The organism is Ruegeria sp. G5 (assembly GCF_056533365.1).
Genome location: NZ_JBQFOK010000002.1, coordinates 355,229 through 369,232, shown reverse-complemented (window position 1 = coordinate 369,232; position 14,004 = coordinate 355,229). Strand labels below are relative to the sequence as shown.

Here is a 14,004-nt window from a genome sequence, read left to right as displayed (position 1 = left end):
GAAAGTGGACCCGACGATACTTGGGAAAACTGCTCTGCCGACGACAGTTGCACTATCGAGTACGAATACCTGTCAACTCAAAAGGATGATCCCTTTCTATTTTTGGGTCTCCCGATGAATCAACAACGATATAGGTGGAAGCAGTATCGAAATGGTATTCTGAATTTTCCGGATGTTCGAGATTGCTTATCAACACGAGGCGAGCACGAACAACGGGTAAACCTTCTTAAAATAGATTGGGATAGTATTGGTGCTGGAAGTACGGCTGAAGTCTGTTTGTTCCGTATTTTTCGAAGCTTAAGAAAATTCAACAGGATTCAGGAATGGCTGGCCTACCACGAATTCAAAGTAGGTGAGGTTAAAAGATTTTGGAGTGAAAAATATGTACCAGAATTTGAAACTCAACCAATATCAAGAATGACAGCCATTTGGACGGTGCAACAGTATCGAGAGGTCCATCCATCATTGTTACGAAATTTGACAGGATTTGATCTGGTTTCACAATTTGAACTGGTCTTAGGCTTTTCGGCGGACGGAGAGTTCGTTGAAGTTCAAATCGTAATCCCTTCCAAAAAGCGAGTGTAGAGTGGGTGTCTACGCCCTAATACCTGCAACCCGCTATGCTTGACGAGCGTAAACACCTGCCTCATTCACAGCAAGCTTCGCACCCAAATCTTGGATGTTTGAAAAGCCCCTCTGTCAAACCCCTTGCCTAACCCGTTGGTCCCGTTCACACTTACCCTCAACCCGTCATTCAAGAACGATTTTTGAGGTTCCCGAGCGTCCAAAACCCATTTGACCCACAGATTTCTCAACGGGAGGACGACATGAAGACATTCGCCTTTGGAATGACGCTGGCCCTGCTGGCCAGTCAGGCAACCGCGCAACAAACGCTCAGCCTTGCATCCCCGATCCCAGATGGGGCAGAGAATAAGTTCTGCTATTACAAAGGTATGGCCTATTCCGAGGATGCCTTTGTCCTGCTGGTGGGCGACAACACCGTCACAGCTACGGCCACCGCCGTGCAGGAACGCTTGTTGCGCTGTCATCGTGAAGGTGACGGGCCCCTCAAGTGGAAACCTCAAAGCACGTTTTCCACCAATAACTGACGCTCGGGCGGTCTAGGCCAGATTATCATCCAGCCAGCCGGCGATCTGTCCGGCTGGCCTCTCCCACCCCGGCTCCATGAACAGAAAATGCGCGTGACCTTCGACCGGTAGAAACGTCGCGCGGTCTCCGTAAAGCTTTGCCAGAGCGCGGCAGGTGTTGGGGTTCACGGCCCGGTCCTCGGTACCGGAGACGATCAGCACCGGGCAGTCGACCTTGTCGATATCCACCTTCATTGCGTGGTGATCATCGAACATCCAAAAGAACATCTCGAACATCACCCGCCCGCTTTCTGGGCCAAGCTGGTCGAACACCGCGTGCTGCTGTGCCTCGGGCATCTTGTTCAGCGCAAAGGGGGCCATCAGGTCAAAATCGACGCGCATGGGCTGTTTCCAAAACGCTCCGCCCTCCATCAAAGCGCGCGGCACGGCGCGTTCGTCGTCGGTTTCGGGCAACGTCCCCCAGGCCGCGTTCGGGTTAATCAGAACGATCGCGCTTGCCAGTCCGCGCGCCGCCACCTGCTGCGCCACCACCCCTGCGATGGCATGGCCGAGCAGCACGGGCTTGCAGTCCAACCCCTGCACAAACGCGGCAATGTCATCGGCGTAATCCATGACGCTGGTGTCGGTCAGGCCGGGATCGGGCTCGGCCTTTGGGTCTCCACCATGATAGCGCAGCGCGGGGGTGTGCACCGTCCAGCCGCGCGCGCGGAAGAAACCCGCGTAGTCCTCCATACACCACGGACCGGCAAAGGCTCCGTGGATCAGAACAATCTCTTTGGTCATGAAAATCTCCCTCACCTCAGCGCAGTATGCGAGGTGAGGGAGCGGGTCTGCAAGCCTGTTACAGCGCGGCTTTGAACAGCGCCGTCAGGTTGTCTTCGGTCAGTTCAATCGGGTTGCCGCCACAGGACGGGTCGATGATCGCGCCTTTGACCAGTTCGGGGATAGACGCTTCGGTCACGCCCAGATCGGACAGCTTGCGTGGGATGCCCAGCGCGTCGTTGAACTCCTGCACAAAGGCGCGGAAGCCGTCAAAGCCACCTTCGATGCCCAGATAGGCCGCAGCCTGCTGGAACCGGTCGGCGATGGCAGGCGCGTTGAAGTCCAAAACCGTGGGCATGCAGACCGCGTTGGTGGTGCCGTGATGGGTGTTGAACACCGCGCCAATCGGGTGGCTCATCGCGTGGATCGCGCCGAGGCCCTTTTGGAACGCCGTGGCGCCCATCGCTGCCGCGCTCATCATCTGGGCACGCGCTTCGGTGTCGGTGCCGTCAGCGTAGGCGCGCGGCAGGTAATCCTTGACCAGCCGCATCCCTTCCAGCGCGATGCCCTGCGACATGGGGTGGTAATGCGGGCTGCTGAACGCCTCGACACAATGGGCAAAGGCGTCCAGACCGGTGCCTGCGGTGATGAACTTGGGCATACCCACCGTCAGCTCCGGGTCGCAGATCACGACCGTCGGCAGCACTTTTGGATGGAAGATGATCTTCTTCGCATGGGTTTCCGAATTGGTGATTACGCTGGCGCGCCCCACTTCGGACCCCGTTCCCGCAGTGGTCGGCACCGCAATAATCGGTGCAATCACGTCGGCATCAGCGCGGGTCCACCAGTCGCCGATGTCTTCGAAATCCCAGACCGGGCGCGTCTGTCCGGCCATGAACGCAACCATCTTACCCAGGTCCAACCCCGAGCCGCCGCCGAACGCAATCACCCCGTCGTGACCACCGGCATTGTAGGCCGCCACCCCAGCATCAAGGTTTATTTCGTTCGGGTTAGGATCCACATCACTGAACAACCCCGTACCAAGCCCAGCCGCCTGCATAATATCCAGCGTAGCTTTGGTGATGGGCAGATCGGCCAGGCCATTGTCGGTCACCAGCAGAGGGCGTTTAATACCGGCGGCCAAACAGGCCTCAGGCAGTTCCTTGATCCGGCCCGCGCCAAACTTGATAGCGGTCGGGTAGGACCAGTTTCCAACGAGGTTCATCTTGTCACCTATTTCATGTGTTTGGATATCGGGTGTCCCAGTTGGCGCCCCATCACGGAACCGCACCGCATCGGTCACCCTTAGTTTCTGACTATTTCTCTTGTTGCGTTGGATATTGTCCCACCGCTAAGCAACAAGTGTGACCCTCAGGCGCGCTCGAACCCGCGGGCAATTTCCCAATCGGTTACCACGCGTTCGAATTCTTCGATCTCAACTTCGGCCGCACGGACATAGTGATCAATCACATCGTCCCCCATTGCCTCTCGTAACATGGCCGAGGCATCCAGCGTATCCCGTGCCATCCGGAGGTTACCCGGGATCATGCCGCTGTCGCCCTGATAGACATCCCCCTTGGTCGGCGGCTCAAGTTCGAGCCCCTCTTGAATTCCCGCAATTCCAGCTGCCAGCATACCGGCCAAGACCAGATAAGGATTCATGTCCGATCCGGGGATACGACACTCAATGCGTACTGCTTTGGTCCCGTCGCCGCACAGCCGGAACCCTGCCGTACGGTTGTCGACCGACCAAATAATCCGCGTCGGTGCAAAAGTCCCTTTCATGAACCGCTTATAGCTGTTGATGTATGGCGCCATGAAATACGTGTAGTCTCCGGCATATTTCAACAGACCCGCCATGTAGTTTTTCATTAGCCCAGACATGCCCAACGCGTCTTTAGCGTCATAAAACGCAGGTTGACCATCAGCCCATAGCGATTGGTGCACATGCGAAGAACTGCCCACCTTGTCATGGTGCCATTTCGGCAGGAAGGTCGCGGCGTGACCATGTTGCCAGGCGATCTCTTTCACTGCGTTTTTGGCGATCGAGTGATACTCGGCCGTGTCCATCGCAGATGCATATTTGATATTCAGTTCTTCCTGACCAGTCTCAGCCTCACCCTTCGAGTTCTCAACCGGTACGCCCGCGTTCCACAAATGATTGCGGATCGGGCGCATGACATGCTCTTCCTTGGTGGTCTGCAGGATGTGGTAGTCTTCGTTATAGCCAGAGATCGGTTCGAGATCGCGGAAGCCTTCCTTACGGATCTGGTCAAAACTTTTTTCGAACAGGAAGAACTCCAGTTCGGTCGCACACATCGCGTCGTAGCCCAAAGCCTTTAAGCGTTTGACCTGTCTTTTCAGGATCGAGCGCGGCGCGTGTGGTACATCCTGATGGGTGTGGTGATCCAGTACGTCACACATCACCATGGCCGTGCCTTCCAACCACGGCACGGGGCGCAAGGTGCTGAGATCGGGTTTCATGATATAGTCGCCGTATCCCCGCTCCCAACTGGTAGCCGCGTATCCATCGGGCGTTCCCATCTCAAGGTCGGTGGCCAAAAGGTAATTACAGCAGTGTGTTTCGTTCCACGCGCCAGCTACGAAATGGCCTGCGTGGAACCGCTTTCCCATCAAACGCCCCTGCATATCCACCATGCAAACCAACACCGTGTCGATTTCCCCGGTAGACACCAGCGCCTTAAGTTCATCGAGTGTCATATCAACCTCATTCCCCGTTGGACATCAAAGGTGAAACCCTTTGTTCGTTTGCCCCATGTGCCTTTGTATAAGCCTAGATGAATTCGTGTATGCCCGCACCCTTGCGGGGACCAAGATTATACGTTGCTCCGATTAGGATCATTGCCGCGCCTCTGCTTCAAATCTCGCCAACGTTTGCGAAATCCACGGCACGAGGCAATCAGAAATGGCCACCTGCTGTTCGGACGTGCGTATCAAGTCGTTGCGGATTTCGATCATCACGTTCAACAGGCCATTCGGCACCGCACGCGCATCTAAGGTATGGGCCACCCCATCGGCCGCCGAATAAGGTTCGTTCAGCATAGTCACATAGGGAACATCAGCGGTTTTACCCGCGATCATCGCCTTTGCGAAATGGGCGTCTTGTCCGTGCAGAATACCAAGTTCAACCGCGCGCCTTTTGCCGTGGTAGACAGGGGTGAAGCTGTGGATCGTTACCATCAGTTCCAGCGAACCACGATGGCGGTCAATCAAACCCTCCAGAGACGCACAAAACGGCTTATAGATGCTGTCGACCCGAGACTGACGCTGATCGGGCGTTATCGAAATGTTTGCAGGAATATCGTAGGCCTCACTGCGAGAGGGCATTGCGCTATTTGCTTTGGGCGGGCGGTTGCAATCGTATACCAGCCGAGACACGCCGCCATGCACCAAGGGCGCCGAAAGCCGTTTTGCTATTAGCCTCGCAACTGCCAACGCGCCGGGATCCCAGGCGATGTGGCTGTGCAAGGCTTCCGGTCCAAGCCCCATATCCCCCAGAAAATCTGGAATACGGTGAGAGGCATGCTCGCACACCAACATGACGGTTGGTGCACCTGATACATCATCCACATGAACAACTGCCCCAAAGTCCAAATTTCTGCCCCACGAATCCGATCATGAAATTTGGTAAAAAATCCTACAGCCCACATGCGACTGTCAATATTTTTTCTGTGCAGATTTTTCCATGCTTGATAATGATGGTTAAATCTTCACAGTTCGAACCAAGCGCATTCCGGAGGATCATCAGTGCGGGTAACAGACAGGCTTCTGGCGTATCGGGACGAGATGACCCCGTCTGAACGCCAATTGGTTGCCGTGGTTTTGGATGACTACCCCATGGCCGGGTTGGGCAGCATCACTGAACTGGCCGAGGCGGCCTCGGTCTCGACAACCACCGTCGCAAGAATGCTGCAAAAAACCGGCTTTGACGGCTACCCTCAGTTTCAGGCGGCCTTGCGAGCAGAGGTCAAGGAAATGATCTCGGGGCCCGTGGCCAAGCGTGACGTCTGGCAAAACGACCTGCCGAAAGAACATATCCTGAATCGGTATTCTCAGCAGTCTATGGACAACCAGAAACGTTCGATAGACGAGGTGGACCCTGCGGAATTTGATCGTTTTTGCAGCCTGGTATCCGACCCCAATCGCCGCATTTTCATAACCGGAGGCCGTATAACCGGCACCTTGGCGCAATACCTATACCTTCATTTACAGATGATCCGACCAGATATACGGCTGCTACCGGTCGCAGCCTCTTGGACGCACGACCTGCTGGATGTCCGAGAAAACGACGTATTAGTTGCGTTTGATGTTCGTCGCTATGAAAACGCCAGTCTACTGATCGCCCAGCTCTGCCATGAGCGCGGGGCACAGATCGCGTTGTTCACAGATCAATGGCGCTCGCCCATTCACAAGTTCGCCAAACACACGTTCGCCGCCCGCATCGCGGTGCCGTCCGCATGGGATTCTATGGCTTCAATACTGACCTTGGTGGAATGCACGATCGCCGCAGTTCAGGATCGTCTGTGGGAGTCGGTCAAAGATCGCACTAACGAACTGGAACAGGCCTTTGATCGGACCAAGCTGTTTCGAAAATTTGGTCAAAGCTCAGGCTCTTAGCGTTTGATTTTGCCATAAACTACAAGAGCCCGTGAAGAGTGTTGCCAGTTCACGGTCGCGTCGTCACTTTGTACCCATGAGTTTTGTGGCTGATAACCAACTACCGCTGCTGGTGTTGTTCTTTCTGGTCGGGTTGATCGGAACGGGTTTCCTGTTCCGCAAACCGGCAGGGCACCGTGCCTGGAAACTGGCCGACCTTGTCTGGGTCGTGCTGGGGGGCATTGGTGCGCTTGTGGCGATACTGGCCGGGCTATACACCGCAGACAGTTCCCGGTTAGACCGCCAGATCGACGTGGCTTATGCAGCGACATTGGCCTTTGACCGTGATGCCGCCCGCTTTCGGTTGCGCTTTTGCGACCCGGCTTATGATGATGATATCGGGGTTCTGTGCGAAAAGGTCGAATTCCTGTCGGCCTCGACCGCTTCGAACGCAGATTTGCCGCTATTCATTGCCGTCACGAACGAAGTTGCCCCGCTTCAGGGTCTGCATTTCCTGTTCGGTCGCGAGGCAAAAGACGATATGGAAGACGCCCGCGCGATGGCCGCCAAAGCGGATGCGTTCAGCATTGATCAGTTTCTGGTTTTCACCACGCTGGACGACAAAACCCAGATTGCCATCGACAATATGCGCCGCAAAGTTCCTGCAATTGCCGGTGATTACCTGATCCTCGCCCAAAGCTATGACGATCTGGTCGAGCAGGTCGGCAAGCTGAAGGATGAGTGGGAATACCTGCAGGCCAATGCGCATATTCTGGTTCTACAGATCATAGCTCTTTGCCTTGTCAGTTTTGCAGCACCATTCCGACTGGGCAAATCCATTGTCGAGCTGCGCACCGCGTTCAGCGCCGATACATCTGCGCAAGGCGTTCGGGATCCGCGCCCAGAAAGTACCGCGTCAGAACCCACAGGTTCCGAGCACCCCGACGTATCCACCCCGCCCGCTCATAGCGGTCCGCGCTCGTAAAAGCGCGAACAGGCAGCAAGGTTATTCCTTTCAGGCGTCGAACCAAAGCGACGTCTTCCATCAATGGTTGATCCGGGAAACCGTCCACCTCAAGATAGGTTCGGCGTGGAACCAGCAACCCTTGATCACCATACGGCAGGCCGAACAATCGGCTGCGCAGATTGGCCCACCCAGCCACCCATGCCGGCGCAATTCCTGCTGCCCGAAACGCCAGCCGAAATGCGGCGGGGTTCCCAGTAGGCAAATGATCACTCACAAATTTGCTCCAGCCTTCCTGCAAAACAGTATCCGCATGCAGAACCAGCACCCATTCCCCTTTGGCAGCCGCGCATCCCCTTCGCAGTTGCCCCCCGCGCGACGCTGGTCCGGTTACGATTTCCGCTCCGGCTTCATCTGCGATTTCAAGGGTTTGGTCCGTGGAACCTCCGTCCGACACGATCAGCTCGCGGATCAGACCGGTGTGCAGCCCCTCGATCAACGCTTGCAGCGTCGCAGGCAGCGTTTCTGCTGCGTTCAGGGTCGGAATGACAATACTTATTGGTGCGGGCACGTCGGTTAGCCTCTGGTCATGTCGGCGCGAACTCCTATATCACGAGGCCGAGGGAAAGCACGAGGACATCGCCATGCCCAATCGCCGCATCTTGCGCCTAAGTGGCGCGGACACAGACAATTTCCTCCAGGGATTGGTGACCAATGACATCTCTGGGTTGGAAGAAGGGCTGGTCTATGCGGCGCTGTTGACGCCTCAGGGCAAGTATCTTGCCGACTTTTTCCTTAAGCGGGACGGCGATAGCGTTTTGCTGGACGTTGCCGAAGAGATCGCGGATGGATTTGTGAAACGCCTGACCATGTACAAGCTGCGCGCCGATGTTTCTATTGCAGACAGCGGGCTAAACTTGCAACGCGGCACAGGCAGCGCGCCTCAGGGTGCCCTGCCCGACCCCCGTCACCCAAATATGGGCTGGCGCGTTTATACAGCGGATGATGCGGCAGATGATGGTACGGATTGGGATGCGATCCGGGTGCGCCACTGTATTCCCGAGACAGCCGTTGAACTGACACCCGACAGCTACATCCTCGAATCCGGGTTCGAGGACCTGAACGGTGTCGATTTCAAGAAAGGCTGTTATGTCGGTCAAGAAGTGACCGCGCGCATGAAGCACAAGACCGAACTGCGCAAAGGGTTAAGGCGTGTTCGCGTCATCGGAAACGCTCCGGTCGGCACCCCGATCACAGCAGGCGGTAAACCTGTTGGCACCCTGTTCACGCAGTCAGATGGTGCGGGCATTGCTTACCTCAGACTAGATCGCGCGACCGGAGAGATGCAGGCCGACGCGGCAACCGTCCACTTGGACAGCTAGATTGTTGCCCTGCCATCACGGCTGACATCATCTGGTCTGGCGTGACATTGATACCAGCCACATAGCGCTGTCACAGTACTCCAAGGTCACTGAAACAGGTGCGAATATGTTCAAGCTGTACAGAGCGATCTGGCGCGCAAGCGCCGGGCGCCAAATTATCCTTATTGCCCTGTCGCTGTCCGTCGCCGCCCTAGCGGCCGTTCCGCTTGAGTTTCAGCGCGACATCATCAATCACCTGACCGCAAGCAACGTTGAGCCAGACCGGCTTATCCTGCTGGGCGCAGGTATGATGGCTGTGATCTTGCTCAGCTTGGGCTTGAAGTGGGTATTGGGCTACCGTGCGGGTACACTGGGCGAGGACATGATCCGCATGATCCGCCAAAGACTGCTGGTGCGCTCGGCGGATATCGGGGACACGGGTGAAACGGTCCGCAAGGGCACAATGACAACCGCCATTTCGGCCGAAGCAGAAGAACTGGGCAAATTCGCAGGCGGCGCGTTCTCGGATCCGGTCGTGCAAATTGGCACGTTGATCAGCGTAATCGGCTATATTTCATCAACTCAGCCTGGTTTGGGCCTGATCGCCTTTTCCATGATTGTTCCGCAAATCTTCATCGTGCTGCTCTCACAGCGCAAGGTGAACGTCTTCGTAGCCGAACGTGTTCGCATCCTGCGCAGTGCCACCGACCGACTGACCGCTGAAGAAATCGACAAGATCTCGCGCGATGTTGAGGCGCAATTTGACGATATCTTCGAAACCCGGCGTAAAATGTTCATTTGGAAACTATCCGCCAAATTCCTGCTGAGCGTGATCAACGGCGCCGGAACCGTTGGCATTTTGATGCTGGGTGGCTGGTTGGTTCTGCAAGGCAAGACAGATGTCGGCACAGTGGTTGCGGCCACCAGTGGGCTCAGCCGGATTCAGGGCCCGACCGCCTTTTTAATCGCCTTCTACCGTCAGGTCAGTGCCAATCGCATCAAATATGAGCTGATGCTGGAATTGTTTGGGCCCAATCCGGAAAAATACCGCCGAATACAGCGCCACAACTAAAAGGGCCGCACAGTAAAAAACTGCACGGCCCGGTTTTCTTGGTTCCGCCGCCAAAACTACGCGCGTTCGGAATATTCCATAGTCTCGGTGTTCACCACGATCATCTCATCCTGGCCGATGAACGGAGGCACCATGACCTTCACCCCATTGTCCAATATCGCCGGTTTGAACGAGTTTGCAGCGGTCTGACCTTTGACGACCGGCTCAGTCTCGACAATCTTACACGTCACCTTTTGCGGCAGGGTCGCGTTCAGTGCCTCAGATTCGTAGAATTCGACCACGATTGTCATGCCGTCCTGCAGAAACGGGCGACGTTCACCCAGCAGATCAGACGGCAGTTCGATCTGCTCATAGGTTTCGGAATCCATGAACACCAGCATACCGTCGGATTCGTAAAGGAACTGCTGATCTTTCTGCTCCAACCGCACGCGTTCGACTTTGTCGGCCGAGCGGAAACGCTCGTTCAACTTCGAGCCGTTGCGCAGGTTACGCAGTTCGACCTGCGCAAATGCGCCGCCTTTTCCGGGCTTTACATGATCAACTTTGACCGCCGCCCACAGGCCGTCATTATGCTCAAGCACGTTGCCGGGGCGAATTTCGTTCCCATTTATCTTGGGCATGACATAAATCCTTCACAAACGGTTGATGCGTCAGTTGTCGTCCCTATATCTGGCGTGGCTGCACCTGGCAAGACAACGATACCTTGTGCTGCAGTTGCAGCGAGCCATGCAAATGACGCAACGCAACTATGCATATTAGGTGTATCCGAATCACACTTAATCGGTCATAAGGACCGTCACGCCGAAAATGCAAGAGCAAGAACAACAAGGAAGACGAGATGAGAGATTTCGTTGACGGCACCGCCTTTAACAATGAGCAAGGCAACCGTGCGCGCAAACTTTTCGCAGCCGTTGTGTTGGCTGCACTTGATGATGCCATTGCCGATGACAAAAAGTACGGCAACGGCCCCGAACAGATTGCCCGTTGGGCACGCTCGCGCGATGGTCGCGAGGTACTGTCCTGTGCAGGCATCGACCCGAATGAACGGGTTGTTAGTGGCCTGATGGAATTCGTTGGTCGCGGAGTGCGGACTTCGGTCGCTCTGTCGCGTGAAGAAAGCGAACGCCGTAACGCAGCGCAGCAGGCCGAAGCCGCCTGACCTGAGCTGCAATCTTATTGAAAAAGCGCGCTCTTCCAGCAAGAGCGCGCTTTTCTTTTGCAAACGTAAGCTTAGAAAAACAGCAGCCATTGGCGGGCGACCCATATTTCAGCTGCCAACAAAGTCCCAAAGAACATTTTGGTCGAGGCGTTCAATCCTCTGCGCCAAAGGACACCATAGGCGATGGCACATGCCATGATCGAGAACGGGACCACCCACTGCGCGTGATGCGTGCTGTCCCAATAGCTGATCGGGCTATGAAAAACCCAAGAACTGACGGGCCAGAACTGAGGCCTGCCGTCCCCTGCATGCAGCAGAAAGTCAGTCAACAGGTGTAGCAAACCCGCAGACGCGCCCAAGATCAGAGGACGCGCGCCCAGCCACATCGCAATGCCCCATGCCGCCCCCCAGATCAGAAAGGAGTTGTCGATCGCAAAAACGGTCTGCCATGACGAAGAATAGTAGAGTTGGCCAAACACAACCTGTTCCGGAATCCCCAGTATGAACAGGGACACGCCTGCCATCAGGTACAGCGACAGGTCTGGCAGTACCGATCCGATTAGCACCGCTTGCAACGTGCGCCCATGAGCTGGGCGGGCGAAAGCGGCTGCCCCGATTAAAAGATGCGCTGGAGTATTCATCGGGGCTTTCCCTCTGCCATCAAATCGGGTCATCTGCCCGCCAGTTATAGGAGACTCGATATGGTTCGCGCCATCATGATTCAAGGTACCGGCAGCAATGTCGGGAAATCGGTGTTGGTGGCCGGGCTGGCGCGCGCATACACGCGACGCGGTCTTCGTGTGGCGCCGTTCAAGCCTCAGAACATGTCAAACAATGCCGCCGTAACTGAAAACGGGGGCGAGATCGGGCGCGCGCAGGCGCTGCAGGCGCGGGCAGCCAAGAGGCCGACGCATACAGACATGAATCCCATCCTGCTCAAACCCGAAACAGACACCGGCGCACAGATCATTGTTCAGGGACACCGCGCAGGGACGATGAAGGCCGGCGATTACCGCAAGGACAAGGCCAAGCTGCTAGGGGCCGCGCTAGAAAGTTTTGATCGTCTTTGCGATGACGCGGATCTGGTTCTTGTCGAAGGTGCCGGCAGCCCGGCCGAAACCAATCTGCGTAAGGGCGATATCGCCAATATGGGTTTTGCCTGTGCAGCGGGAGTGCCCGTCATTCTGGTCGGCGACATCCACCGCGGCGGGGTAATTGCGCAGATCGTCGGCACTCAGGCCGTTCTGGACCCGGGCGATTTGGCGATGATCAAAGGGTTTGCCGTGAATCGCTTTAAGGGCGATGTGACTTTGTTCGACGACGGCAGAGACGACATCGCAAACCGCACTGGATGGCCTTGTCTGGGCGTTGTGCCGTGGTTTCAGGACGCCTGGAAACTGCCGGCGGAAGACATGATGGATATCCGATCCCATCACGGTGGTGATTGCAAAGTTGTCGTGCCTCAGCTGGAGCGGATGGCGAACTTTGACGATCTGGACCCGTTGTCTGCCGAACCCGGCGTTACGGTTGAAATTGTCCCAGCAGGACGACCTCTACCCGGCGATGCGGATCTTGTCTTACTGCCCGGCAGCAAATCAACGATTGGGGATCTGGCCTATTTTCGCGCTCAAGGCTGGGATGTGGACCTGTATGCCCATGTTCGCCGTGGAGGGCACGTCCTGGGCCTATGCGGCGGGTATCAGATGTTAGGAAACAGCATCGCAGATCCCGATGGTGTCGACGGTCGACCCGGCACTGTAAAAGGGTTGGGTTTGCTGGATGTCGATACGGTAATGGCCGGACAAAAGCAGGTCACCCTGCGATCAGCTCGCGCCCTTCCGGGGAATGAACCAGTCTCAGGATACGAAATCCACTTGGGCCGCACCGAGGGCCCCGATTGCACCAGAGCCTGGCTTGAGATTGAGGGACGGCCCGAAGGTGCCACTGACCCAACCGGGCGCATCCGGGGCAGTTACTTACACGGTATATTCTCGTCAGACGCCTTCCGGGGCCTCTACCTGTCGGAATTGGGCGTTAAGTCCGAATTGGCCTACGAGGATGGCGTTGAAGATACTCTGGATGCCCTTGCAACGCATCTTGAGCGCAGTATGGATTTGGATCGCTTGTTGGATTTGGCAGAAAAACCCAGTCGAGGATAACGGATTATTCGACCTTGTATTCAGCCAGGGCTTTCTGAATTTCGCGGCGCACCATCTTTCGAACGTTCCGCGTAATACGCTCACCAAGAACGCCCTGCAGCTCTTCCCGCACGACCTTGGCAATCAGTGCGCGCAAAGCTTCCTGATCCAGCGTCTCCACATCCCGTGGCGCAGAAGCCGGAGCAGCCGTGCGAGACGTTGCTTGAGGGTCCCGTATGAAGGTCGCCTTGGTTTCGGAAAGGACAGGTTCCTCAGCTTCTTCAGTCGCCTCTGGGTTGTTCTCCGGCGCAGCTTCGGGTTCGTCACTCCACTCTAGTGGCTGAGTCGTCGTGCCTGAGTAAGCGTCCTCGCTCTCCCCGTCGGGTTCCCATTGGTCTTCGGTCTTGGCTATTGCAGCCTCTAGTGCTTCGATCTTTGCACTCAAACTGTCTACAGGGTTGTTTTTGGCTGGTTCATCTTTTTGTTCTGCAGCCGGCGAGCTTTCCTGAGAAATGTCACTCGCCCTGAGAAGCATGGGCTTTACAGACGCATCAGCAACTTGATCCGACGAAGATTCAGTTTCAGGTTCGTCCTGAGTGTTCGAAGCCTCACTGACACGAAGCGCATCTGTTAGAACCAACCGACCCGGCCTGCGTGCAAGTGATGATTGAATATCAGGGATTTTGCGGCCTTCTTCACTGACCAACCGCTTAATAGAGGACAGGACGTCCTCTACTTTTCCATTTACAACGTTATCGGTCATTTTTTGAACACCACTCTTTCCTTAGGATAGAGTGTAGCCAAAGACGTTCAACCTCACAA

General features: G+C 55.9%; 15 protein-coding genes. 7 read left to right on the top strand and 8 right to left on the bottom strand.

All coding sequences use genetic code 11. The annotated features are described in order from the left end of the window. Window positions 1-114 precede the first annotated feature (114 nt). Window positions 115-585, top strand: coding sequence for a hypothetical protein (locus ACR0BD_RS04905; protein ID WP_480829186.1), 471 nt, complete (start codon window positions 115-117; stop codon window positions 583-585). Between the two features lie 242 nt (window positions 586-827). Continuing rightward, complete coding sequence (locus tag ACR0BD_RS04900; RefSeq protein WP_480829184.1) at window positions 828-1,109, top strand: DUF1496 domain-containing protein; 282 nt, start codon at window positions 828-830, stop codon at window positions 1,107-1,109. A gap of 12 nt (window positions 1,110-1,121) precedes the next feature. On the opposite strand, the gene ACR0BD_RS04895 is transcribed toward ACR0BD_RS04900, so the two are convergent. The 4 genes from ACR0BD_RS04895 to ACR0BD_RS04880 form a co-directional block, all read right to left on the bottom strand. Then, window positions 1,122-1,892, bottom strand: coding sequence for an alpha/beta hydrolase (locus ACR0BD_RS04895; RefSeq protein ID WP_480829182.1), 771 nt, complete (start codon window positions 1,890-1,892; stop codon window positions 1,122-1,124). Between the two features lie 58 nt (window positions 1,893-1,950). Continuing rightward, complete coding sequence (locus ACR0BD_RS04890; protein ID WP_480829180.1) at window positions 1,951-3,096, bottom strand: iron-containing alcohol dehydrogenase; 1,146 nt, start codon at window positions 3,094-3,096, stop codon at window positions 1,951-1,953. A 146-nt stretch (window positions 3,097-3,242) separates the two neighbouring features. Further along, complete coding sequence (locus ACR0BD_RS04885) at window positions 3,243-4,592, bottom strand: glutamine synthetase family protein (protein ID WP_480829178.1); 1,350 nt, start codon at window positions 4,590-4,592, stop codon at window positions 3,243-3,245. A gap of 138 nt (window positions 4,593-4,730) precedes the next feature. Then, window positions 4,731-5,486 carry an N-formylglutamate amidohydrolase gene (locus ACR0BD_RS04880; RefSeq protein WP_480829175.1) on the bottom strand — a complete coding sequence of 252 codons (756 nt, stop codon included), beginning with the start codon at window positions 5,484-5,486 and terminating at the stop codon, window positions 4,731-4,733. Window positions 5,487-5,639: 153 nt separating this feature from the next. On the opposite strand from ACR0BD_RS04880, the gene ACR0BD_RS04875 reads away from it, so the two are divergent. Then, complete coding sequence (locus tag ACR0BD_RS04875) at window positions 5,640-6,509, top strand: MurR/RpiR family transcriptional regulator (protein ID WP_480829174.1); 870 nt, start codon at window positions 5,640-5,642, stop codon at window positions 6,507-6,509. An 839-nt stretch (window positions 6,510-7,348) separates the two neighbouring features. Here the strand turns inward: ACR0BD_RS04875 and ACR0BD_RS04870 are convergent. Then, entirely contained in the window at window positions 7,349-8,023 is a 675-nt protein-coding gene (locus tag ACR0BD_RS04870) for a TIGR04283 family arsenosugar biosynthesis glycosyltransferase (RefSeq protein WP_480829172.1), read from the bottom strand. A 73-nt stretch (window positions 8,024-8,096) separates the two neighbouring features. Between ACR0BD_RS04870 and ygfZ the strand changes: the two genes are divergently transcribed. Both ygfZ and ACR0BD_RS04860 read left to right on the top strand, forming a co-directional pair. Continuing rightward, entirely contained in the window at window positions 8,097-8,834 is a 738-nt protein-coding gene (ygfZ, locus tag ACR0BD_RS04865; RefSeq protein WP_480829170.1) for a CAF17-like 4Fe-4S cluster assembly/insertion protein YgfZ, read from the top strand. Between the two features lie 106 nt (window positions 8,835-8,940). Next, on the top strand, window positions 8,941-9,885 hold the full coding sequence (locus tag ACR0BD_RS04860; protein ID WP_480829169.1) for an ABC transporter transmembrane domain-containing protein: 945 nt from the start codon (window positions 8,941-8,943) through the stop codon (window positions 9,883-9,885). A 56-nt stretch (window positions 9,886-9,941) separates the two neighbouring features. On the opposite strand, the gene efp is transcribed toward ACR0BD_RS04860, so the two are convergent. Beyond that, on the bottom strand, window positions 9,942-10,505 hold the full coding sequence (gene efp, locus ACR0BD_RS04855; RefSeq protein WP_480427704.1) for an elongation factor P: 564 nt from the start codon (window positions 10,503-10,505) through the stop codon (window positions 9,942-9,944). Between the two features lie 218 nt (window positions 10,506-10,723). On the opposite strand from efp, the gene ACR0BD_RS04850 reads away from it, so the two are divergent. Next, window positions 10,724-11,044 carry a DUF6280 family protein gene (locus ACR0BD_RS04850; protein ID WP_037310273.1) on the top strand — a complete coding sequence of 107 codons (321 nt, stop codon included), beginning with the start codon at window positions 10,724-10,726 and terminating at the stop codon, window positions 11,042-11,044. A 71-nt stretch (window positions 11,045-11,115) separates the two neighbouring features. Here the strand turns inward: ACR0BD_RS04850 and ACR0BD_RS04845 are convergent, their stop codons facing one another. Beyond that, complete coding sequence (locus tag ACR0BD_RS04845) at window positions 11,116-11,685, bottom strand: cobalamin biosynthesis protein CobQ (protein WP_480694300.1); 570 nt, start codon at window positions 11,683-11,685, stop codon at window positions 11,116-11,118. Between the two features lie 60 nt (window positions 11,686-11,745). Here ACR0BD_RS04845 and ACR0BD_RS04840 point away from each other — a divergent pair, with 60 nt between their 5' ends. Beyond that, complete coding sequence (locus ACR0BD_RS04840; RefSeq protein WP_480829168.1) at window positions 11,746-13,203, top strand: cobyric acid synthase; 1,458 nt, start codon at window positions 11,746-11,748, stop codon at window positions 13,201-13,203. Between the two features lie 4 nt (window positions 13,204-13,207). Here ACR0BD_RS04840 and ACR0BD_RS04835 read toward each other — a convergent pair whose 3' ends face one another. Further along, window positions 13,208-13,945, bottom strand: coding sequence for a hypothetical protein (locus ACR0BD_RS04835; protein WP_480829166.1), 738 nt, complete (start codon window positions 13,943-13,945; stop codon window positions 13,208-13,210). Window positions 13,946-14,004: the final 59 nt, after the last annotated feature.

Bases quoted from the DNA above. Each gene is read 5' to 3' on its own strand.
- ACR0BD_RS04885 (WP_480829178.1), bottom strand. From the start codon at position 4,592: ATGACACTCGATGAACTTAAGGCGCTGGTGTCTACCGGGGAAATCGAC.
- ACR0BD_RS04835 (WP_480829166.1), bottom strand. From the start codon at position 13,945: ATGACCGATAACGTTGTAAATGGAAAAGTAGAGGACGTCCTGTCCTCT.
- ACR0BD_RS04845 (WP_480694300.1), bottom strand. From the start codon at position 11,685: ATGAATACTCCAGCGCATCTTTTAATCGGGGCAGCCGCTTTCGCCCGC.
- ygfZ (WP_480829170.1), top strand. From the start codon at position 8,097: ATGCCCAATCGCCGCATCTTGCGCCTAAGTGGCGCGGACACAGACAAT.
- ACR0BD_RS04860 (WP_480829169.1), top strand. From the start codon at position 8,941: ATGTTCAAGCTGTACAGAGCGATCTGGCGCGCAAGCGCCGGGCGCCAA.
- efp (WP_480427704.1), bottom strand. From the start codon at position 10,505: ATGCCCAAGATAAATGGGAACGAAATTCGCCCCGGCAACGTGCTTGAG.
- ACR0BD_RS04840 (WP_480829168.1), top strand. From the start codon at position 11,746: ATGGTTCGCGCCATCATGATTCAAGGTACCGGCAGCAATGTCGGGAAA.
- ACR0BD_RS04905 (WP_480829186.1), top strand. From the start codon at position 115: ATGAATCAACAACGATATAGGTGGAAGCAGTATCGAAATGGTATTCTG.
- ACR0BD_RS04900 (WP_480829184.1), top strand. From the start codon at position 828: ATGAAGACATTCGCCTTTGGAATGACGCTGGCCCTGCTGGCCAGTCAG.
- ACR0BD_RS04850 (WP_037310273.1), top strand. From the start codon at position 10,724: ATGAGAGATTTCGTTGACGGCACCGCCTTTAACAATGAGCAAGGCAAC.
- ACR0BD_RS04895 (WP_480829182.1), bottom strand. From the start codon at position 1,892: ATGACCAAAGAGATTGTTCTGATCCACGGAGCCTTTGCCGGTCCGTGG.
- ACR0BD_RS04890 (WP_480829180.1), bottom strand. From the start codon at position 3,096: ATGAACCTCGTTGGAAACTGGTCCTACCCGACCGCTATCAAGTTTGGC.